A 20,388-nucleotide genomic window follows, 5' to 3' on the forward strand; every position below is an offset into this window, starting at 1 on the left:
TGCTCGCGCAGCGGGGTCAGCGTGCGTCGCGGTTACGACTGTTTACCCATTGGAAACAATTATGGGTTGTATCGGTAAATATTAACAAATCCATAACCAATTAACCTTTTGGTATTGTGGATAAGGCTGTGGATAACCGCGCCGCCTGAAGAAAGGAGACCGCATGACCCAAGTTTTGAATACGCCGCCGCACGGGCGGGGATTGCCCGGATGGGTGCCGGATGCCGCGCGGCATTATGTGTCGCATGTGGAGATGGGCCAGCCGATCCGGGCGCTGGCGCGATCAGCTGAGTGTCACGCCTCTACCATCCTGCGCCAGATCCGACGGCTGGAAACGCGGCGTGATGATCCGCTGGTGGACGACGCCCTTGATCTGCTGGGGCAGGTCAGCCGTTTTGAAACCCACCCCATGCAGGAGCCCGCCGCGATGAATGACACCTCACCCCCCATGATGCCCGATGATGAAACTCTGAGCAGCGAGGCGCAGCGCATTTTGCGGCGCTTGTGCGAAACCGGTGCGCTGCTGGCGGTCGCGGCCGAGATGGACAAGGCCGTTGTCGTGCGCAGTGGTCCGGATGGCGCACAGACGCGGACTGCCGTGGTGGACCGCTGTGTCGCGCAGGCGATGGCGCTTAACGGCTGGATCGCAACCGATGGCGAGGGGCGCATCCTGCGCTATCACATCACCGCGGCCGGACGGCATGCGCTGGAAGAGATGCTGGGTCAGGGGCCACAGAACGGTTTTGCCGACGCCCAAACCAGTTATGCCCCTGCGCCGCCGCTGCCAGAGGGGGCGCGGCAGAAGACAGCGCGGCGCTTGCGCTACACTCTGGCAGAAAGCCCGTTGGCCGCGCTCGCCCGCAGACGCGACGCGAAAGGCGCGCCATTCCTGTCCGACAGTCTCGTCCAAGCCGGAGAGCGCCTGCGCGAGGATTTCGAACTGGCGCAAATGGGCGAGGCGGTGACGCAGAACTGGGACCGGTTTCTGGCACCGGGCGGGCAGGGCGACAGCGTCAGCTTTGAAGGCAGCGCACCTTCTGCAGCCCGGGCACGGGTGGGATCGGCGCTGGCGGATCTGGGGCCGGGTCTGTCGGATATTGTGCTGCGGTGCTGCTGCTATCTGGAAGGGCTGGAAACCACGGAAAAGCGCCTAGGCTGGTCAGCACGGTCGGGAAAGATCGTTCTGCGTATCGCCCTGATGCGCTTGCGCAAACACTATGCGGAAACGCTTGGCCCCGGGAGTGCGATGATCGGCTAGACGGCGGATCCGGATCGGCGCGCACCGCATGGCTGCCCCGCAGATGACAACTGCCTCTTTCATGCGCCGCGCGAACCGACTACATAAGGGGCGTATTCCAAACGGAGCCTGATCATGCGAGACCTGAAAATCCCCGAGCAGCGCCACCCTGAAAAGGCCCGACGCCCCGACAATCCACAGCCGAAAAAGCCGTCGTGGATCCGGGTGAAGGCGCCGGGTGGCAAAGGCTATGCGGATACCGCAAAGATCATGCGCGAGAACAAACTGGTGACTGTCTGCGAAGAAGCGGGCTGCCCGAATGTGGGCGAATGCTGGTCGCAGGGCCATGCCACCATGATGATCATGGGCGAGGTCTGCACCCGCGCCTGTACCTTCTGCAACATCGCAACAGGGCGCCCACCGGAAGCGCTGGACATCTTTGAACCCGGGCGTGTGGCCGATGCTGTGTCCAAACTGGGGCTGAACCACGTGGTGATCACCAGCGTGGACCGCGACGACATCGAAGACGGCGGGGCAGAACATTTTGCCCAGACCATCCGCGCCGTCCGCAAACGGTCCCCGGGCACCACGATCGAAATCCTGACCCCCGATTTCATCCGCTGTGATCCCAAAGTGCTGGAAACCGTGGTCGAGGCGCGCCCGGATGTGTTTAACCACAATCTGGAAACAGTGCCCGGCCTCTACCCCGAGGTCCGCCCCGGGGCGCGGTATTTCCATTCGCTGCGTCTGTTGCAGCGGGTCAAAGAGCTTGATCCGACGATGTTTACCAAATCCGGCATCATGGTCGGTCTGGGCGAGGATCGTCAGTCGGTTATGCAGGTCATGGAAGACATGCGCGCGGCGGACATCGATTTTCTGACCATCGGGCAATATCTGCAGCCGACACCAAAGCACCACGCGGTGGACCGCTTTGTGCATCCCGATGAATTCGCCGCCTATGAAAAATCGGCCTATGGCAAAGGGTTCTTGATGGTCTCTGCGACGCCCCTGACGCGGTCGAGCTACCACGCAGGGGATGACTTTGCGCGGCTGCAGGCGGCGCGGTTGGCGAAGTTAGGGTAACTGTGTTGCAGTGAGTTTGAGGGGTGCTGCTGCCCCTCTAACTCGCGCGGTACAATGAGGGGCGCTGCCCCTCAAACTCACGCGATATAATGAGGGGCGCTGCCCCTCAAACTCCCCGGGATTTACATCCATTTGGAAAGGTTAGAACGGGTTTTTGATCCGTTGAGTCGTGGCCCATTCGGGCCAGTAGCCAAAGTATTCTGCGGCAAAGATCAGCGCGCCGGCCAGGACCACAGCAAAGACGAATTTGACGCGGCCCGCCGAGGGCGGGTGCTGCACCCACCGTTTCATCCGCATCAGCCAAGCGACGTTCATGTAAAACGGACCTTGCCGATAAAGGGCTGGTTGCGGTCGCGCTGTGCGAAATCGATGCCGTAGCCCACAACAAATTCATCGGGAATTTCAAAGCCGATCCAATCGGCCTTCATGTCCACCTCGCGGCGGCTGGGTTTGTCGAGCAGGGCAATGGTTTTCAGCCGTGCGGGGTCGCGCGACATCAGCAGGTTGCGCACGTGATGCAGGGTGTGGCCCGTGTCGACGATATCTTCGACAACCAGCACATCGCGCCCTTCGATTGCGCCGCGCAAGTCTTTGAGGATACGTACTTCTCTGCTGCTTTCCATGCCATCGCCATAGCTGGAGGCTTCGAGGAAATCGACCTCGATCGGGAGGTCAAGCTCGCGCACCAGATCGGCGATAAACACGAAAGATCCGCGCAGCAGCCCCACCACTGTCAGCTTTTCGGTGCCTGCGAATTCGCTTTGGATTTCGCGGCAAAGGGTTTCGATCCGCGCGGCGATTGCCTTGGCCGAGATCATTTCATCGATGACATAAGGTCGCGTCGTCATGGGTTTTACCTTGAAAAAGGGGGAGATAGGATTTCATAAGGGCTAACTTCATGACAGATGGAAATCAATGCCTACCCATTCAGAGACCCGCGAACTGCCCTACACCGCCCAACAGATGTATGATCTGGTGGCCGATGTGGCGTCATACCCAGATTTTCTGCCCTGGACCGCCGCCGCGCGGATCAAAAGCCGTGAGGATAAGGGTGATCACGAGGTGATGGACGCCGATCTTGTCATCAGTTTCAAAGTGTTTCGCGAACGTTTCACCAGTCGGGTGGTGTTGTGGCCAGAGGCCAAGAAGATCGACACCGAATATCTGGATGGCCCGTTCAAATACATGAAATCGAACTGGGCGTTCGAGGACAATGGCGACGGCAGCTGCAAGGTGCATTTCTTCGTCGATTTCGAATTCAAGAACGCGATTTTGCAAAAGATCATCGGCGTCGTCTTTAACGAGGCGATGCAGCGAGTGGTGCGGGCGTTCGAGAAACGCGCGGCCGCGCTCTATGGGGCCGGGGCCTAGAAACAACAAAGGCCCCAATGCGGGGCCTTTGTGTGGGTCTTTGGGTTCCGGATCAGCTGCTTAGATCATAGGCCCGTTCACCGTGGACGGATAGATCAAGCCCGTTGACCTCGACCTCTTTGCTGACACGCAGCGGCGTGATCGCCTTGCAGACCACCACCAGCACAACGGTCACCACAGTGGTATAGACACCGACAATCGCCAGCGACCCCAGTTGTGCGGCCCAGGACCCCGCCCCGAGGGCCGCGATCATGATGGTGCCGAAGATACCACCCACGCCGTGAACCGCGAATACATCAAGCGTGTCGTCGATCTTGGCCTTGTTGCGGATCAAGACGACCGCTTCCTGGCACAGGATCCCGGCAACCGCGCCGATCAGCAGCGCCGCCCAAGGGCCGACGAAGCCCGACGCAGGCGTGATGGAGGCCAGCCCCGCGATGGTGCCTGTGACGATGCCGACCAACGATGCCTTGCCGAATTTGATCCGCTCCCACAGCGCCCAGGTGAGCGAGGCGGTGGCGGCAGAGATATGGGTCACCGTGATCGCCATTGCCGCACCACCGTCTGCGGCCAGTTGCGAGCCGCCGTTAAAGCCGAACCAGCCGACCCAGAGCATCGCCGCACCGATCATCACGAAGCCCGGGTTATGCGGCGGGGTGTTGTGGTTGAGGCGTGGACCAAGGAAGACCGCGAGGATCAGCGCCGCTAGGCCGGCTGTTTCATGCACCACGATGCCGCCCGCGAAATCGCGCACGCCGACCTCGCCAAAGATGCCACCATCGGCCAGGAAACCGCCGCCCCAGACCCAATGCACCACGGGCGCGTAGCACAGCAGCATCCAGAGACCCGAGAAGAGCATTACAAAGCCAAAGCCGATACGCTCCACATAGGCACCGACGATCAGCGCGGGGGTGATCACTGCGAATGTCATCTGGAAGGCGAAGAACAGGATCTCGGGCAGGGAGCCTGACAGGCTGTCAGCAGTGACCCCCGACAGGCCGATCTTGCCCAAGCCGCCCCAGAGGCCCGATGTGTCGGGACCAAAGGCGATGGAGTATCCGGCGAAGAACCACAGCACGCTCATCAGACAGGCGACGCCGTAGGTATGCATGAAAACGCTCAGCACGTTGCGGCTGCGCACCAGCCCGCCATAGAAGAGCGCGAGCCCCGGTAATGTCATGAACAGGACCAAGGCCGTGGCGGTCATGATCCAGGCCGTATCAGCTGCGTTCATCTTGGTTTCCTCCCGAAAGGTTTTTGATTGCAGACGGGTGAAACGGATGTGCGCGCGTGACAAAAGTTAAAAAGTGGGCAAAGCCGGTGATTAAACGGGCATTTCTACATTCGCCACATATTTAGGCAGCAATTTAGCCATGCCGCCTGTTTTGCGGGCGTTATGTAATCGCCTCAAAAATCAGCCCCAAGGCGAAATCGCGGGCAGCGCGGCGGACCTTATCGCGGCCCAATGCGCCGAACTCTTGCGTTTGGGTGGTGATACCGGACGTCGTGGCGAGGCCGAAACAGACGCGGCCTTCGGGCTTATGCTCTGACCCGCCGGGGCCTGCGATACCGGTGATCGACACGGCAATCTGCGCGCCGGATCGTGCCAAGGCACCACGCGCCATTTCAAGGGCGACCTGCTCGGACACCGCGCCGTGGGCGGCAAGCGTCTCGGGGCTGACGCCCAGAAGATCGATCTTGGCGGCATTGGTATAGGTGACAAACCCACGGTCAAAGATCGCGGAGGATCCGGGGAGGTCCGTCAGGGCGGCGGCGACCATGCCGCCCGTGCAGCTTTCGGCGCAGGCGATCATGACCTCGCGCGCGCGGGCGCGGTCCAGAAGGGCGTGCAAATCAGGCAAAGAGATACACGTGATACAGCACGGCCAGTGCGATCACCCCCAGCAGGGCGAAAATACCTGCAAAGATATCATCCAGCATCACGCCAAGCGCATCGCCGCGCCGGTCGGCCCTGCCGATGATCAGCGGCTTCCAGATGTCGAACAGACGGAAAAGCGCAAACGCCGCGATCCAGCCGGGCCACATCACAAGGATGTTCATGTCCATCGTCCAACTGGCATAGCTGAGCGGCAGCAGCGCGACCCATTGGCCTGCAACCTCGTCGATCACGATTTCCGACGGATCATGATCCGCACTTCCCGCGGTCATGCGTGCGGTGGCCCACCAACCTGCGGTAAAGGTAAGCACGATGCCTGCGATCAACAGCGGCAGCCCACCGATGACATGAAGCAGCCAGGCCCAGGGCAGCGCCACCAGCGACCCCCATGTGCCCGAGGCAGGGCGGATGTAGCCCACCCCCAGAACGGTCGCGATCAGCTTTGCCAAAGTCATAGTTTCACCAATGTTGCTGTGGCCATGCAGGCGATGCCTTCGCCGCGGCCGGTAAATCCCAAACGTTCCGAGGTCGTCGCCTTGACCGACACACGGCTTTCCTCAAGGGACAGGATATCCGCCATCACGCGGCGCATCTCTGCGGCATGAGGCCCCACTTTGGGGTATTCGCAGATCAGCGTGCAATCGACATGGGTGAGGGTGAACCCTTCGCTGCGCGCCAGGTCGGCGGCATGGCGCAGAAAGATATGGCTTTGCGCACCTTTCCACTGCGGGTCGGACGGGGGGAAATGCTGGCCGATGTCGCCCATAGCCAGCGCGCCATAGATCGCATCGGTGACCGTATGCATACCGACATCGGCGTCGGAATGGCCGACCAGCCCCTGATCATGCGGAATATCAACGCCGCAAAGTGTGACATGATCCCCCGGACCGAAAGCATGTACATCAAACCCGTTGCCGGTGCGAATATCCATTGAAGACTCCAATATGCGGGCGGCGCGGGTCAAATCGCCCGGCACCGTGATTTTCAGGTTATCGACGCTGCCGGGGGTGATGGCAACCGCAACACCGGCGGCGCGGGCGACCTCTACATCATCGGCGGCGATGCCTTCAAAGGCGGCATGGGCGGCGCGGATCGTGGCCGCATCGAAGCCTTGCGGGGTTTGTGCGGCATAAAGCGCGGTGCGGTCCTGCGTGCCTGCGACGGCTCCGTCTTCGGCGACCCAAAGCGCGTCGGTGACAGGCAGGCCGGGGGCGGCTGCGGCATCTGTGGCCAGCGCGTCGATCACACCGTCGATGATCTGCGGCGTGACACAGGGGCGGGCGGCGTCATGGATCAGCACCAGATCCGCATCCCCCAACAGCGCCAGACCGTTGCGCACCGATGCTGCACGATCCGCGCCCCCTTCGGCGACAAGACAGCCTTGGTAGGTGAACCCGTCGGCCTCAGCCATGTCACTGGCGTTCAATACGATGATGATCCGGTCGACCTGCGGATGCCGCTGGAAAGCCGCAAGCGTGTGGTCGATCACGCGTTTCCCGCACAGCGGCTGCCATTGTTTGGGCACGGCGCCCCCCGCACGGGTGCCCCGTCCGGCGGCCACGATGAGCGCTGCGATTTTCGGTGTCGACGCCATCGCGCGCCCCCTTTGATAAACTCGCCCCGTTCTAAGCCTGCAAAGCGGCCTGCGCAATCGCCCGCGCCCTATGCCTAAATTTTAGGCAATAGGTCAGTTTCTCACCAGCAAAAGCTTTTGGTTTGATTGAGTTTCGGCCCACCCCTCGGTAAACCAAAGGCAATTGCACAAGGATTAAGCGTTTGGATCTCTCGGATCTGCCCTTCAAACTCGACCCGCCTGTTTTGCTGGCTCCGATGGCGGGGATCACTGATCTGCCGTTCCGCACATTGGTGGCGTCTTTTGGCGCAGGGTTGGTGGTGTCAGAGATGGTTGCCAGCGTCGACATGATCAACGCCCGCCCCGGGACGCTGGAAAAGGCCGAACTAGGGCTTGGTGTCGAAGGCACTGCGGTACAGCTGGCAGGACGCGAGGCCGCCCCCATGGCCGAGGCCGCGCGGATGGTCGAAGGGCAGGGCGCGCGGGTGATCGACATCAATATGGGCTGCCCTGCCAAGAAGGTGACCCAAGGCTATTCCGGCTCTGCGCTGATGAAAACGCCCGACCACGCGCTGCGCCTGATCGAGGCGGTGGTGAACGCGGTGAACGTGCCCGTCACGCTCAAGACGCGGCTGGGGTGGGACGACAATATGCTGAACGCGCCACAGATCGCCGCGCGCGCCGAAGCGGCGGGGATCACCATGATCACCATCCACGGGCGCACGCGCTGCCAGTTCTATAAGGGGTCCGCCGATTGGGCCGCGATTTCGGGTGTCAAACAGGCGGTCTCTGTTCCCGTCATTGCCAATGGCGATATCATCAGCACCGATGCCGCGCGACAAGCGCTGGCGCGGTCGGGGGCGGATGGTGTGATGATCGGGCGCGGTGCGCAAGGCAAACCCTGGCTGCTCGCTCAGGTGGCCCATGATCTGTTCGGCGCGCCCGCACCGGTCATCCCGCAGGGCGCCGATTTCGCGCGCATGGTATCCGACCACTACGAGGCGATCATCCGGTTCTATGGCGAGGTGATCGGCCTGCGCGTCGCGCGCAAACATCTGGGGTGGTACATGGACACCAGCAACACCCCCGCTGATCTGCGCCGCGCGGTACTGACCGCGGCCAGTCCCGCCGAGGTCCACCGTCTTATCCCGTCCGCCTGTCTGCCGGACCACCAGTTGGAGGCCGCTTGATGTCGCTGGATACTGTTTTCGCATCGCTGCCTGTGCCCGCCATTCTGATCGATACCGACGACACGATCGCCGAGCTGAACTCGGAAGCCGAAGGGTTTCTGAACGCCTCTGCAAAATCCGTGCGCGGTGTGCCGGTGTGGGACATGATCGCCGTCGATGCCCCGCTGGAAGAGGCGTTCACCCGCGCCCGCGACAATGGCACGCCCTTGTTCGTCAACGATGTGGATGTCGGCAGCGGCCAACGCCCGCCGGTGCAATGTGCGTTGCACTTCGCGCCGCTGATCGATGCGGCGGGGCAGATGATCCTGATGATCACCCCCCGCGAGATGGCCGGTCGGATGACGCAGAATAATTCGGTCAAATCCGCCGCCAAATCCGCCATCGGCATGGCCGAGATGCTGGCCCATGAGATCAAGAACCCGCTGGCAGGGATCACCGGTGCCGCGCAACTGCTCAGCATGAATCTCAGCACCGAGGATCTGGAGCTGACAGACCTGATCGTCGCGGAATCGCGCCGGATCGTGAAGCTGCTGGAACAGGTCGAACAATTCGGCAACCTGATGCCGCCGGAACGCAAGGCGGTGAACCTGCATGACGCGCTGGACCGCGCGCGCCGGTCTGCGCTGCTGGGGTTTGGCGCGCGCATGAAGATCATCGAGGATTACGACCCCTCGCTGCCGCCAGCCTTGGGCGACAAGGACCAGTTGTTGCAGGTGGTGCTGAACCTGATCAAGAACGCGTCAGAGGCGGCGGGCCCCTCGGGCGGCACGATCCGGTTGCACAGCTACTATGAACATTCATTCCGCATGCGCCGATCCGACGGCACGGCGCAATCGCTGCCCTTGCAGATCGAAGTCATCGACGACGGCCCCGGTCTACCAGAGGCGATCCGCGCTGACGTGTTCGAACCCTTCGTATCCGGGCGCGAGAACGGCACCGGGCTGGGGCTGGCGCTGGTGAGCAAGATCATTTCCGACCACGGCGGCTGGATCACGGTGGAGTCTGTGCCCGGCAAGACCGTGTTCCGCATCTCACTCCCACGGGCCGATAAGACCCAAATTGAAAATACCGCTTCCGATCAGGAGAATTAACGATGGATGGCACCGTTCTGGTCGCTGATGACGACCGCACAATCCGCACCGTTCTGACACAGGCACTGACCCGCGCGGGTTGCAAGGTGCACGCGACATCCAGCCTGACCACCCTGATGCGTTGGGTGGGCGAGGGTAAAGGCGACGTTGTGATCTCGGATGTGGTGATGCCCGACGGCAATGGGCTCGAGATGCTGCCCAAGATCGCGCAGGACCGACCCGGTTTGCCCGTGATCGTGATCTCGGCGCAGAACACGATCATGACCGCGATCAAGGCGGCAGAGGCGGAAGCCTATGACTACCTGCCCAAGCCTTTCGACCTGCCTGACCTGATGAAACGCACCGCCCGCGCGCTGGAGCGCAGCGGACCGGCGCGCCGTCCGGCGCAGACCAGCTCTGACAGCGATGGGGATCGGGATGATCTGCCGCTGGTGGGGCGCACGCCGGTGATGCAGGCGCTCTACCGCGTAGTAGCGCGGGTGATGAACACGGATCTGCCGGTGTTGATCTGGGGCGAATCCGGCACGGGCAAATCGTTGATCGGCAAGGCGATCCACGATTTTTCTGACCGGCGGAACCTGCCCTTTGTCACCGTCACCTCGGCAGAGTTGCAAGACCTTGAGGGCCCGACACGAGTCTTGGCCAGGGTCCGCGGCGGGACGCTGCTGATTGACGAGATCGGTGATTTCTCGGAAGAGATTCAGGCCCGTATCGCGCGCATGATGGACACGCCCGGTGAACATGCGCCGCGGTTCCTTGCCACCAGCCAATCGGATCTAGCCGCCGCGATGAAGGCGGGCACCCTGCGGCGCGATCTGTATTATCGTCTCTCGGGGGCGACGCTGCATGTCCCCGCGCTGCGCGACCGCGTGGATGATATTGCCTTGCTTGCCGCGCATTTCCTTGAACGGTCCGAAACCGGCAATACCGCGCCGCGCGCCCTGTCCGAAGGGGCGGCGAAAGTCTTTGCCAACTATCAATGGCCCGGCAATGTGCGACAGTTGGAACACGCGATGCGGCAACTGGCGCTGACCAGCCGCGCGCCCGAAATCACCCAATCCGAGGCAGAGCATGTGCTGGGGGCGCAACCCGACCCCGAACCGCTGCGCGCGCAGGCCAATACCGAAAAGCTTGGCGCGTCGGTCGAACGTCACCTACAGCGATACTTTGACCAGCACGGATCCATGCTACCGCCCCCCGGTCTTTATGCCCGTATCCTGCGCGAGATCGAAGCCCCGTTGATCGAGATCGCCCTTGCCGCAACCGCTGGTAATCAGGCGAAATGTGCAGACCTTCTGGGAATCAACCGCAATACGCTGAGAAAAAAGATCACGGACCTCGATATTGAGGTGACACGCGGTCGAAAAATGATGTAAAAGCGCCACATAACCGTGGCCATCTAGCCTCAAAGCCGGATCAGGACCACAAAAATGGGCGGTTGATGCATAGGTGCATCACATCATCGGTGAGGATAGCGGGTGCTTACCCGGTCACGCAGCTACTATCTTATGCGGCTTGAGCGCCTGCGCCGGATCAGGCGCGTGCGCAATCTGGCGACCCTGGGCCTTGTCGTTCTGGGGCCGGTGCTGGCGCTTGTCACCTATCTGGTGCTCGGCCCGCTTGAACAAGGCGGAAACACCCCCAGCCTGCGCATCATTCTGCTGATCGATCTGGTCTATATCCTGCTCGTCGCCGCCCTTGTGCTGAGCGAGGTCGCGCGGCTGGTGGCGGCGCGGCGGGCGAAGTCTGCGGGCTCGCGGTTGCACCTGCGTCTGACGGGGGTGTTCGCGCTGATGGCACTGATCCCGACGGTGAGTGTTGCGATCTTCGCGGGGCTGACGATCAACGTCGGGCTTGAAGGCTGGTTCTCGGATCGGGTACGGTCCGTGGTGGGCAATTCGCTGGCCGCCGCCGAAGCCTATGAGAACGAGCAAAGCGACGATCTGCGCGAAGATGCCATCGCCTTGGCCCGCGCGATTGATCAAGCGCGCACGCAGGGCGTTGATGTGCCTGACACCCAGCTTTTGGCGGACGGGCAACGCCTGATCCAGCGCGGCTTGCGCGAGGCCTATATGATCGACGGCACCGGCCAGATCCGCGCGCGCGGCGACCGGTCCTATCTGTTCGATTTCGAAGAACCGACACCCGAACAGATCCGCGAGGCACAAGAGCTCGACGGCGCGCCGCTGGTGATCGAGGATTGGGATAACAACGAATTCCGCGCGCTGGTGCTGATGGAAGCCTTTGTCGACCGCTATCTTTACGTCAGCCGCGATGTGGACGGAAAAATCCTGTCGCTGCTGGACGACACCAAGGAGACGGTGCGGCTGTACCAACAGCTTGAAAACGAGCGCGGCAAGCTGCTGTTCGAATTCGGGCTGCTTTATGTGGGCTTTGCGGTGATCCTGATTCTCGCAGCGGTCTGGCTGGGGCTGTGGTTTGCCGAACGTCTGTCAGGGCCGGTGGGCCGGTTGACGGGCGCGGCGCAGCAGGTCGGTGCCGGTGATCTTGAGGTTCAGGTCCGCGAGGAAGAAGGCGATGACGAGATCGCCATGCTTGGCCGCTACTTCAACCAGATGACCAAACAGTTGAAAGGCCAGCGCGAGACGTTGCTGGATAACACCCGCCAGATCGAACGCCGCCGCCGCCTGTTCGATTCGGTGCTTAGCTCCGTCACCTCGGGCGTCGTGGGGCTGGACCCCGAAGGGCGGGTGACCTTCGTCAACCGCTCTGCCGCGCGGCTGCTGGACTGGAGCGAGGACCAGCAATCGCTGGCGCTCTCTGTTGCTGTGCCGGAGTTCGGCCCGCTGTTCAATTCGGTCGTCAAAGGGCAGAACGAGGTCGCGCAGGGCGAGATCAAGGTCTCGCGACAGGGGCAGATGGAAAATCTGCTGGTGCGCGTCGCCACACGGCGCAGCGAAGACGGGCGGCTAGAGGGCTATGTTGTGGCCTTTGACGATGTGACCGATCTAGTAAGCGCGCAGCGCATGGCCGCATGGGGCGACGTGGCCCGGCGCATTGCCCACGAGATCAAGAACCCGCTGACCCCGATCCAGCTGAGCGCCGAGCGGATCAAACGCAAGTTCGGCCCCAAGCTGCCCGACGACGCAGCCAGCCTTGACCAGATGACCGGCGTGATCATCCGCCAGACTGGTGACCTGCGGCGTATCGTCGACGAATTCTCCAAATTCGCGCGCATGCCAGAGCCTGAAACCTCTGTGCAGAATGTCGTTCAGGTGTTGCAGGATGCGGTCGTGTTGCAGCAGTCGGGCCAGCCCGATGTGACCATCAGCGCCAATCTGCCGACACAAGAGATACTGGCGCGGGTGGACCAGACAATGCTGTCGCAAGCCTTAACAAATTTGATTAAGAACGCGGGCGAAGCCATTGAAAGCCGTAAGCAAAATGACCCAGAGGCCGACATAGACCCGCGCATCGAGGTGCAGTTGACCACAACCCAAACAGCGCTACAAATCACCATAGCGGATAATGGCATCGGATTGCCGGAAGACCGCGCGCGACTGTTCGAGCCATATGTCACCACCCGATCCGAAGGGACTGGCCTTGGCCTGCCCATCGTGAAAAAGATCATCGAAGAACACGGCGGGACGTTGTCGTTGGAAAACGCGCCGGTCTTCGCGGGCGAAACACATTTCGGCGCAATGGCGGTTATCACGCTACCCCTTGCTGCCCCCACCGGAACCCCAGAACTGGAGACCCATAATGAGTGACATCCTGATCGTTGACGACGAACGCGACATCCGCGAGTTGATTTCGGACATTCTGGAAGACGAGGGCTTTGTCACGCGGTTGGCCGGCAATTCGGACGAGGCGATCTCGGCCATCAACGCGGAACCGCCAGCGCTGATGATCCTTGATATCTGGTTGAAAGACAGCCGGATGGACGGGATCGATATTCTGAAGACGGTAAAGCGGGACAATCCGGATGTGCCTGTCGTCATCATCTCGGGGCATGGGAACATCGAAATCGCGGTCGCGGCGATCAAGCAGGGTGCCTATGACTTCATCGAAAAACCCTTCAATATCGACCAGTTGATGGTGGTGATCCGCCGCGCGATGGAAACCTCGCGCCTGCGTCGCGAGAACCACAGCCTCAAACGGCGCGAGGTCGCCAGCACCGATATGATCGGCAGCTCGACCGCCTTCAAAACGCTGATGGGGCAGCTTGACAAGGTCACGAAATCGAACGGTCGGGTGATGCTGCGCGGCCCTGCGGGGGCGGGCAAAGAGATCGCCGCGCGCTATATCCATGCCAATTCCAACCGTGCCTCGGCCCCTTTCGTGACGGTCAACTGCGCCAGTGTCGCGCCGGACCGCATGGAAGAAGTGTTGTTCGGCCGTGAAACCCCTGACCGTGGGGTAGAGCCGGGCTTGCTGGAACAGGCGCATGGCGGGGTGATCTTCTTTGACGAGGTGGCCGATCTGCCGCTGGGGACACAATCGAAAATCCTCCGTGTCCTGGTGGACCAGCAATTCACCCGCGTCGGTGGCAACGACAAGGTGCGTGTCGATCTGCGCGTGATATCCAGCACAAACAAGGACTTGGACGCCGCGATTAAAGCGGACACCTTCCGGCAGGAACTATTTCACCGGCTCAACGTCGTGCCGATCTCTGTCCCGTCGCTAGAGGACCGCCGCGAGGATATCCCCGTCTTGGCGCGCCACTTTATCGCGGATTTCAATGCCTCGCAGGGGTTGCCGCTGCGCGAATTCTCGGGCGATGCAGAGGCGTTGTTGCAGACGATGGTCTGGCCGGGCAACGTGCGTCAGCTCAAGAACCTTGTGGAACGTGTGCTGATCCTTGGCGACGGCACCGGCCCGATCGAAGCGCGCGAGCTGCCGGGCGAGGAAGAAACCACCGACGAAGAGGGCCGCGTGGTGCTGTCCGGTGCCTTGGCGACCTTGCCCCTGCGCGAGGCCCGCGAGGCGTTCGAACGCGAATACCTGCTGACCCAGATCAACCGCTTCGGCGGCAACATCAGCCGCACCGCGAATTTCGTCGGCATGGAACGGTCGGCGCTCCACCGGAAGCTCAAAAGCCTCGGGGTGGTGACCTCGGCCAAGTCGGGCACGCGGGTGGCGCATGTGGATGATGACGGGGCAGCCGATAGCTGACCGCGTTCGCTACCCCCGCGTAACGATCTGGAAACTGCCGTCGTCATTGCGGATCACGCAGGCGTTTTCAGTCAGCGCGGGCAGGGCGGTCGTGCGCCCTTGCGGCGCGGCCTTGGCGATGCCGGCGGGGCATTGCGGGATCGACACCGGCGCAAAGCCGGCATCGGCCATACATTGCGTTTCAACTCTTTTGCGCAGATCGGCACTGGGATCGACCGTATAGGTCTGTCCGGGCTCGAAATATCCCGCGCGGGAAGTGCAACGGCCATCGGACCGGCAGACGCGGCGCGGCGGGATGAAACGGGGCGGGGTGCGCAGCGTTTGAAGCGCCACAGGCACCTGCGCCAAGGCATCGACCTGACATTGCGTGGTCTGGCGTTCGACCATCGCGACAGTGGCACCGGGCTTGTAGTAGGTGTTCAACGGTGCGCAGGCTGCCAGTGCCACGCCACCCCAGATGATCAATGCCGTTTTCCGCATATGCGCCCCCGTCTTGCTATGGAAGCAAGTCTGACATTTGAATTGACCCTTGCATAGCCATCTGTCATTCAAATCACTGGCATATCACGGGTCACGCGGGCACGCCCCAGCTGGTGACGCAAGGCAAGGCTTCACGCCAAAGGAACCCCATTTATGAAAGTGATCATTTGCGGCGCAGGGCAGGTCGGGTGGCAGATTGCCCGCCATCTTTCGGGCGAACGCAACGACGTCACAATCGTTGACAGCAACGCCGATCTGGTGCGCCGCGCCACCGATACGCTGGATGTGCAAGGGATCGCCGGCTTTGCAAGCTACCCTGACGTGCTGGACCGCGCCGGTGCCCGCGATGCCGAGATGATCATTGCCGCCACCCATTCGGACGAGGTGAACATGGTCACCTGTCAGGTGGCCCATTCGGTCTTTGGCATCAACCGCAAGATCGCGCGGCTGCGCAGCCAATCCTATCTGACGGCAATCTATTCCGATCTTTATCGTCGCGATCACATGCCGATCGACGTTGTAATCTCGCCTGAGAAAGAGGTGGCGAATGCGGCCTTGCAGCGGCTTTCGGCCCCCGCAGCCTTCGATACAGAGACCTTTATGGACGGGATGGCCCATCTGATCGGTATCCAGATCGACGAAGACTGCCCGGTCGTGAACACGCCGCTGCGACAGTTGACCGATCTGTTCTCGACGCTGCGCGCCGTTGTCGTCGGGGTGCGCCGTGATGGCACGCTGTTTGCGCCGGAATCCAAGGACCAGCTCTTTGTTGGTGACGCCTGCTATGTCTTTTGCCACCGCGATGACATCCCCCGCACGCTCGAGATTTTTGGCAAGACCACCAGCAAGCTTGAACGCGTCGTGCTTGTGGGCGGGGGGAATGTCGGGCTGGCCGTGGCCCAGAACCTCGAGGCGCGCGGCAAGCGGGTACGCACCAAGATGATCGAGAAGAACCGCCGCATCGCGGAACGCGCCGCCGAGGCGTTGGAGCGGACGATCGTGCTTAACGGTGACGGGCTGGACGCGTCCCTGCTGGCCGAAGCGGGCATTGGCCGGGCCGATGCGATGATGGCGATCACCGATGATGACAAGACCAACATGCTGGCCTGCGTGCGCGCCAAATCCGAAGGCTGCCCCTATGTCATCGCGCTGATCAATGACCCCACGCTGGTCCCGCTGATGGAGCCTTTGGGCATCGACGCCTATATCAACCCGCGTTCCACCACCGTCAGCTCTATCCTGCGGCACATCCGTCACGGGCGGGTGCGGTCGGTCTATTCCATCGGCGACGCCGAGGCAGAGGTGATCGAGGCCGAAGTGCTGTCGACCTCTCCGATTGCGGGCAAACGTGTGTCCGACATTGATTTCCCTGAAGGGGCATTGATGGGCATGGTCCGCAAGGGGGACGAGGTCATGCGCCCCCTTGGCACCACACGCATCGAAGAAGGCGACGTCATCGCTGTGTTCTGTCTGGCCAAAGACGTGCCGCAGGTCGAACAGCTGATGCAGGTCTCCATCGACTTTTTCTGATGGTGCCCGCGTCCAAATTACCGGAGCGCCGCACGTGAGACGCAAATCCTATATCCGCCGCGAGATCCTTGAACTGCCGCTGTTCTTGCTGATTTTCGGTGTGTTCAGCGCCTCGACTATCTTCCCGGCGATCTTTGCACTGACCACCCAAGACCATCTGGCATCGCGGGCGTTTTTCTATTCGGGGCTGCTGGGGGTGATTATCTTTACCCTGATTGCGGTCGCCCATGCCGGACGGCGCGCGCGGCACGGGGCCTTGGGGCCGTTGATGTCGCTGTTTTCAAGCTTTGTCTTCTTGCCCGCGCTGCTGGCGATCCCGTTTCTTGAGGCCCTGCCGACCACGCGGTTCCTGCACGCCTATTTCGATATGGTCAGCGCGATTACCACGACCGGCGCGACGCTGTTCGATGATCCCGGGCGGATCAGTGACACGCTACATCTGTGGCGCGCGCAGGTCGCCTGGATGGGCGGCCTGCTGATGTGGATCGCGGCGTCGGCCATTCTCGCACCCTTACACCTTGGCGGATTCGAGGTGACCTCGCAGGCCGAACCCGGCAACCCGGACGAACGCCGCAGCAATATGGGCCAGATCGACCCGCGCCAACGGTTGCTCAGGTCGGCGGCGGCGCTGACGCCCACCTATCTAGCGCTGACGCTGATGCTGTGGCTGCTGCTGCTGGCCAACGGAGATCGATCGCTGGTCGCGCTGTGCCATGCGATGTCGGTGCTGGCGACCTCGGGCATCTCGCCACTTGGGGGGACGCATGACACCGGTGTCGGTTTCGGGGCCGAGGCGATGATGATGCTGTTCATGCTGTTCGCGCTGTCGCGGCTGACCTTTTCCAAAGACACGGTGACGGCGACGCAAGGGGGGCTTTTTACCGATCCGGAATTCCGCATGGGGCTGGCGCTGATCCTCGGCGTGCCTGTGGTGCTGTTCGTACGTCATTTCCTTGGCGCTTTCGATGTGGATGCCAGCGCCGAAGCGCTTGAGACCGGCAGCGCCTTCTGGGGGGCCATGTTCACAGTCACCTCCTTTCTGACCACCACCGGATTTGTCAGCGCGTCCTGGGCCGAAGCCCAAAGCTGGTCGGGGCTCGAGACGCCGGGGCTGATCCTCATGGGGCTGGCGCTGATCGGCGGCGGGGTGGCGACCACGGCGGGCGGGGTCAAGCTGCTGCGGGTCTTTGCACTGTATCGCAATGGCGTCCGCGAGATGGAACGGCTGGTCCATCCGCACTCTGTTTCAGGCGCCGGTCAAGCGGGGCGGCGGCTGCAAAGTAACGGGGCGTTTATCGCCTGGATCTTCTTTATGCTTTTCGCCCTGTCGCTGGCGGGGGTGACCCTGCTGCTGACCTTTGTCGGCGCGCCCTTCGCCGATGCGCTGGTGATGTCGGTGGCCACACTGGCGACAACCGGCCCGTTGATGGAGTTTGCCGCCGATGCCCCGATCGCGTTGATCCAGCTGGGCGACGGGGCCAAGATGATCCTATGTGCGGCAATGGTGCTGGGGCGGCTGGAAACTTTGGCGATTATTGCGCTGCTCACCCCTGATCTGTGGCGCGCGTGACACGGGATGCGGCTTTGCGCGCAACAGTTCTGACATTTTGGGGTGGAAACTCTGTGCGCGGGTCTTCATAGTCTTCCGAAGGGGTGAACCGATCCGCGGTTGCCAGCAAGAACAACAGCAAGAATAAGAGCGAGACCAACAATGGCGGCTGACCGACAAAACCTGCAAGACGCATTCCTGAACCATGTGCGCAAGACAAAGGTGCCGGTAACGATTTTCCTGATCAACGGTGTGAAGCTGCAAGGCGTCATCACATGGTTTGACAATTTCTGTGTTCTTCTGCGCCGTGATGGCCAATCGCAGCTTGTGTACAAACATGCGATTTCCACGATCATGCCAAGCACGCCGATCTCGCTATACGAGGGTGAAGACGCTAATTGAGCCGTCCTCCGTTTCAAATTGATGACACCGCAGGCCCGAAGCGTACCCGGGCTTGGGTGATTCACCCTGACATCAAGTCAGACAATGACCGCCGCATCGCGGAGCCCGCCTTGGCGGAAGCCGTTGCCTTGGCCCGTGCCCTGCCGCATCTGGACGTGGAAGGGGCCAATATCGTGCCCCTGCGCACCGTCAGCGCGGGCATGCTGTTCGGCTCTGGCAAGATCGAGGAGCTTCGGCTTGTCTTTGAAGAGGCCGAGGTTGAACTGGTGCTGGTCGATGGACCGGTAACGCCGGTCCAGCAGCGCAACCTTGAAAAAGCATGGGGCGTCAAACTGCTTGACCGTACCGGTCTGATCCTCGAGATTTTCAGCGATCGCGCCGCCACCCGCGAAGGGGTGCTGCAGGTCGAAATGGCCGCGCTGAACTACCAGCGCACGCGTCTGGTCCGCGCCTGGACCCACCTTGAACGGCAGCGGGGTGGTTTGGGCTTTGTCGGGGGCCCCGGTGAAACCCAGATTGAATCGGACCGCCGCGCCATCGACGAACAGTTGGTGCGCTTGCGCCGGCAGTTGGACAAGGTCGTAAAGACTCGCGCCTTGCACCGCGCCGCGCGTGCCAAGGTACCGTTCCCCATCGTGGCGCTGGTGGGCTATACCAACGCAGGCAAATCGACGTTGTTCAACCGGATGACCGGGGCCGATGTGATGGCGAAAGACATGTTGTTTGCGACGCTGGACCCGACCATGCGCAGCCTTGTGCTGCCCGACGGGCCAGAGATCATTCTAAGCGACACCGTGGGCTTCATCTCTGACCTGCCGACCGAACTGGTCGCCGCGTTCCGCGCGACACTGGAAGAAGTTCTGGCCGCCGATATCATCTGCCACGTGCGCGATATCTCTCATGCAGAGACGGAAAGTCAGGCCCGCAATGTGCGCGATATCCTGACGTCCTTGGGCGTGCCCAAGGATACGCGCAGCTTCGAGGTCTGGAACAAGCTCGACCAACTGGATGACGACCGTGCCGCCGCCGTACGCGCCCGTGCGCAGCGCGACGACAGTGTTCTTGCCATCTCTGCCATCACGGGTGAGGGGTTGGAGGAGTTGCAAGCGGTCATCGCCGAAGCGCTGCAAGGTGCGGTGCGTGAAGCCGAGCTGACGCTGGCCTTTGCCGACGGCAAGAAACGCGCCTGGCTGTTCGAACAGGACGTCGTGATCGAGGAAACCCAAACCGAAGACGGGTTTAACTTGATCGTGCGTTGGTCGGCACAGCAAGAAGCGCAATACCAGCGGCTGTAAGGCCGGCAGCTTTCGGGACCATTCGAATGAAATAAAAAGCGCCCGGAAAAGTCGCATTTTCCGGGCGCTGCTGCATATGATTGGGGAGCGTTGATTTTTCAGGAGCCCCCGATGACTTTGATTATTCTTTATGTGCTGACATTCGCGATCTTTCTGGGGCTCGACTTTCTGGGCCTGAGCTATCTGATCAAACCGGTTTTCAGCCGCGATATCGGCCCCTTGCTGCTGGACCAGTTCCGGCTTTTGCCCGCCTTTGTCTTCTATGCCTTCTATATCGCTGTGCTGCTGTACTTCGTAAGCTGGCCCGCGATTGCACAGGATAAATCCTTGCTGTGGGTCTTTGGCAATGCCGCGCTGATCGGGGCTTTGGGCTATGGCACCTATGAGTTCACCAACCTCGCGACGTTGAAAGACTGGACACCGCAAATGGTGGCGACCGATTTCTCTTGGGGGGTGGTGCTGACCGGGACCTCTGCCACCTTGGGGGTCTGGGGCACGCGGCTGTTTTCCTGACGGTTCAGGGGTCAAGGAAGGGGGGGCCAGCCCCCCGGCCT

20 protein-coding genes are annotated in these 20,388 nt (G+C 61.6%); 13 read left to right on the forward strand and 7 right to left on the reverse strand.

What is annotated here, in order from left to right; translation table 11 throughout:
- Window positions 1–163: 163 nt before the first annotated feature.
- Both ABM428_RS09285 and lipA read left to right on the forward strand, forming a co-directional pair.
- Window positions 164–1,258: a DUF6456 domain-containing protein gene (locus tag ABM428_RS09285; protein ID WP_132996621.1), complete on the forward strand. Its 1,095-nt coding sequence runs from the start codon at window positions 164–166 to the stop codon at window positions 1,256–1,258.
- Between the two features lie 114 nt (window positions 1,259–1,372).
- On the forward strand, window positions 1,373–2,320 hold the full coding sequence (lipA, locus tag ABM428_RS09290; protein ID WP_005853478.1) for a lipoyl synthase: 948 nt from the start codon (window positions 1,373–1,375) through the stop codon (window positions 2,318–2,320).
- Between the two features lie 141 nt (window positions 2,321–2,461).
- On the opposite strand, the gene ABM428_RS09295 is transcribed toward lipA, so the two are convergent.
- Both ABM428_RS09295 and hpt read right to left on the reverse strand, forming a co-directional pair.
- Window positions 2,462–2,635, reverse strand: coding sequence for a hypothetical protein (locus tag ABM428_RS09295; RefSeq protein ID WP_005853479.1), 174 nt, complete (start codon window positions 2,633–2,635; stop codon window positions 2,462–2,464).
- Entirely contained in the window at window positions 2,632–3,168 is a 537-nt protein-coding gene (gene hpt / locus ABM428_RS09300; RefSeq protein ID WP_037944251.1) for a hypoxanthine phosphoribosyltransferase, read from the reverse strand. Before hpt ends, ABM428_RS09295 begins: the two co-directional genes overlap by 4 nt.
- 67 nt (window positions 3,169–3,235) lie before the next feature.
- Between hpt and ABM428_RS09305 the strand changes: the two genes are divergently transcribed.
- Window positions 3,236–3,691: a type II toxin-antitoxin system RatA family toxin gene (locus tag ABM428_RS09305; protein ID WP_005853481.1), complete on the forward strand. Its 456-nt coding sequence runs from the start codon at window positions 3,236–3,238 to the stop codon at window positions 3,689–3,691.
- Between the two features lie 52 nt (window positions 3,692–3,743).
- Here ABM428_RS09305 and ABM428_RS09310 read toward each other — a convergent pair whose 3' ends face one another.
- The 4 genes from ABM428_RS09310 to ABM428_RS09325 form a co-directional block, all read right to left on the reverse strand.
- Window positions 3,744–4,925, reverse strand: coding sequence for an ammonium transporter (locus ABM428_RS09310; protein WP_132996620.1), 1,182 nt, complete (start codon window positions 4,923–4,925; stop codon window positions 3,744–3,746).
- A gap of 160 nt (window positions 4,926–5,085) precedes the next feature.
- On the reverse strand, window positions 5,086–5,553 hold the full coding sequence (locus ABM428_RS09315; protein WP_132996619.1) for a CinA family protein: 468 nt from the start codon (window positions 5,551–5,553) through the stop codon (window positions 5,086–5,088).
- On the reverse strand, window positions 5,546–6,043 hold the full coding sequence (locus tag ABM428_RS09320) for a phosphatidylglycerophosphatase A (protein WP_132996618.1): 498 nt from the start codon (window positions 6,041–6,043) through the stop codon (window positions 5,546–5,548). Before ABM428_RS09320 ends, ABM428_RS09315 begins: the two co-directional genes overlap by 8 nt.
- A complete protein-coding gene (locus ABM428_RS09325) occupies window positions 6,040–7,182 on the reverse strand; it encodes a bifunctional 2-C-methyl-D-erythritol 4-phosphate cytidylyltransferase/2-C-methyl-D-erythritol 2,4-cyclodiphosphate synthase (RefSeq protein ID WP_132996617.1) in 1,143 nt (380 codons plus the stop codon). Before ABM428_RS09325 ends, ABM428_RS09320 begins: the two co-directional genes overlap by 4 nt.
- Before the next feature lie 182 nt (window positions 7,183–7,364).
- Here ABM428_RS09325 and dusB point away from each other — a divergent pair, with 182 nt between their 5' ends.
- From dusB to ABM428_RS09350, 5 genes are all read left to right on the forward strand, one after another.
- On the forward strand, window positions 7,365–8,351 hold the full coding sequence (gene dusB, locus ABM428_RS09330) for a tRNA dihydrouridine synthase DusB (protein ID WP_132996616.1): 987 nt from the start codon (window positions 7,365–7,367) through the stop codon (window positions 8,349–8,351).
- Window positions 8,351–9,442: a nitrogen regulation protein NR(II) gene (locus ABM428_RS09335; protein WP_005853487.1), complete on the forward strand. Its 1,092-nt coding sequence runs from the start codon at window positions 8,351–8,353 to the stop codon at window positions 9,440–9,442. Before dusB ends, ABM428_RS09335 begins: the two co-directional genes overlap by 1 nt.
- Window positions 9,443–9,444: 2 nt before the next feature.
- Window positions 9,445–10,818, forward strand: coding sequence for a response regulator (locus ABM428_RS09340; RefSeq protein ID WP_005853488.1), 1,374 nt, complete (start codon window positions 9,445–9,447; stop codon window positions 10,816–10,818).
- Between the two features lie 132 nt (window positions 10,819–10,950).
- Window positions 10,951–13,173 carry a PAS domain-containing sensor histidine kinase gene (locus tag ABM428_RS09345; protein ID WP_132997180.1) on the forward strand — a complete coding sequence of 741 codons (2,223 nt, stop codon included), beginning with the start codon at window positions 10,951–10,953 and terminating at the stop codon, window positions 13,171–13,173.
- Window positions 13,166–14,578 (forward strand): sigma-54 dependent transcriptional regulator, encoded by a 1,413-nt coding sequence (locus ABM428_RS09350; protein ID WP_037966344.1) that lies wholly within the window; start codon window positions 13,166–13,168, stop codon window positions 14,576–14,578. The genes ABM428_RS09345 and ABM428_RS09350 overlap by 8 nt, the downstream gene beginning before the upstream one ends.
- 9 nt (window positions 14,579–14,587) lie before the next feature.
- Here the strand turns inward: ABM428_RS09350 and ABM428_RS09355 are convergent, their stop codons facing one another.
- Window positions 14,588–15,058 (reverse strand): hypothetical protein, encoded by a 471-nt coding sequence (locus tag ABM428_RS09355; protein ID WP_132996615.1) that lies wholly within the window; start codon window positions 15,056–15,058, stop codon window positions 14,588–14,590.
- Window positions 15,059–15,211: 153 nt separating this feature from the next.
- On the opposite strand from ABM428_RS09355, the gene trkA reads away from it, so the two are divergent.
- The 5 genes from trkA (at window position 15,212) to ABM428_RS09380 (ending at window position 20,347) form a co-directional block, all read left to right on the forward strand.
- On the forward strand, window positions 15,212–16,588 hold the full coding sequence (gene trkA / locus ABM428_RS09360) for a Trk system potassium transporter TrkA (RefSeq protein ID WP_005853494.1): 1,377 nt from the start codon (window positions 15,212–15,214) through the stop codon (window positions 16,586–16,588).
- 34 nt (window positions 16,589–16,622) lie between these two features.
- Window positions 16,623–18,158: a TrkH family potassium uptake protein gene (locus tag ABM428_RS09365; protein ID WP_005853496.1), complete on the forward strand. Its 1,536-nt coding sequence runs from the start codon at window positions 16,623–16,625 to the stop codon at window positions 18,156–18,158.
- A 141-nt stretch (window positions 18,159–18,299) separates the two neighbouring features.
- Window positions 18,300–18,539 carry an RNA chaperone Hfq gene (hfq, locus tag ABM428_RS09370; protein ID WP_005853497.1) on the forward strand — a complete coding sequence of 80 codons (240 nt, stop codon included), beginning with the start codon at window positions 18,300–18,302 and terminating at the stop codon, window positions 18,537–18,539.
- 56 nt (window positions 18,540–18,595) lie between these two features.
- Window positions 18,596–19,834, forward strand: a complete 1,239-nt coding sequence (gene hflX / locus ABM428_RS09375) for a GTPase HflX (protein WP_132996614.1) — start codon at window positions 18,596–18,598, stop codon at window positions 19,832–19,834.
- Between the two features lie 111 nt (window positions 19,835–19,945).
- Entirely contained in the window at window positions 19,946–20,347 is a 402-nt protein-coding gene (locus ABM428_RS09380) for a DUF2177 family protein (protein WP_132996613.1), read from the forward strand.
- Window positions 20,348–20,388: the final 41 nt, after the last annotated feature.

This window comes from Sulfitobacter sp. TCYB15 (assembly GCF_040435955.1).
GTDB classification, from domain to species: domain Bacteria; phylum Pseudomonadota; class Alphaproteobacteria; order Rhodobacterales; family Rhodobacteraceae; genus Sulfitobacter; species Sulfitobacter pontiacus.

Excerpts from the sequence above, each read along its gene's own strand:
- ABM428_RS09295 (WP_005853479.1), bottom strand. The coding sequence starts at position 2,635 with ATGAACGTCGCTTGGCTGATGCGGATGAAACGGTGGGTGCAGCACCCG.
- hpt (WP_037944251.1), bottom strand. The coding sequence starts at position 3,168 with ATGACGACGCGACCTTATGTCATCGATGAAATGATCTCGGCCAAGGCA.
- ABM428_RS09345 (WP_132997180.1), top strand. The coding sequence starts at position 10,951 with ATGCGGCTTGAGCGCCTGCGCCGGATCAGGCGCGTGCGCAATCTGGCG.
- ABM428_RS09340 (WP_005853488.1), top strand. The coding sequence starts at position 9,445 with ATGGATGGCACCGTTCTGGTCGCTGATGACGACCGCACAATCCGCACC.
- hfq (WP_005853497.1), top strand. The coding sequence starts at position 18,300 with ATGGCGGCTGACCGACAAAACCTGCAAGACGCATTCCTGAACCATGTG.
- ABM428_RS09325 (WP_132996617.1), bottom strand. The coding sequence starts at position 7,182 with ATGGCGTCGACACCGAAAATCGCAGCGCTCATCGTGGCCGCCGGACGG.
- lipA (WP_005853478.1), top strand. The coding sequence starts at position 1,373 with ATGCGAGACCTGAAAATCCCCGAGCAGCGCCACCCTGAAAAGGCCCGA.
- ABM428_RS09310 (WP_132996620.1), bottom strand. The coding sequence starts at position 4,925 with ATGAACGCAGCTGATACGGCCTGGATCATGACCGCCACGGCCTTGGTC.
- trkA (WP_005853494.1), top strand. The coding sequence starts at position 15,212 with ATGAAAGTGATCATTTGCGGCGCAGGGCAGGTCGGGTGGCAGATTGCC.
- ABM428_RS09380 (WP_132996613.1), top strand. The coding sequence starts at position 19,946 with ATGACTTTGATTATTCTTTATGTGCTGACATTCGCGATCTTTCTGGGG.
- ABM428_RS09335 (WP_005853487.1), top strand. The coding sequence starts at position 8,351 with ATGTCGCTGGATACTGTTTTCGCATCGCTGCCTGTGCCCGCCATTCTG.
- ABM428_RS09320 (WP_132996618.1), bottom strand. The coding sequence starts at position 6,043 with ATGACTTTGGCAAAGCTGATCGCGACCGTTCTGGGGGTGGGCTACATC.
- ABM428_RS09355 (WP_132996615.1), bottom strand. The coding sequence starts at position 15,058 with ATGCGGAAAACGGCATTGATCATCTGGGGTGGCGTGGCACTGGCAGCC.
- ABM428_RS09350 (WP_037966344.1), top strand. The coding sequence starts at position 13,166 with ATGAGTGACATCCTGATCGTTGACGACGAACGCGACATCCGCGAGTTG.
- ABM428_RS09285 (WP_132996621.1), top strand. The coding sequence starts at position 164 with ATGACCCAAGTTTTGAATACGCCGCCGCACGGGCGGGGATTGCCCGGA.
- ABM428_RS09305 (WP_005853481.1), top strand. The coding sequence starts at position 3,236 with ATGCCTACCCATTCAGAGACCCGCGAACTGCCCTACACCGCCCAACAG.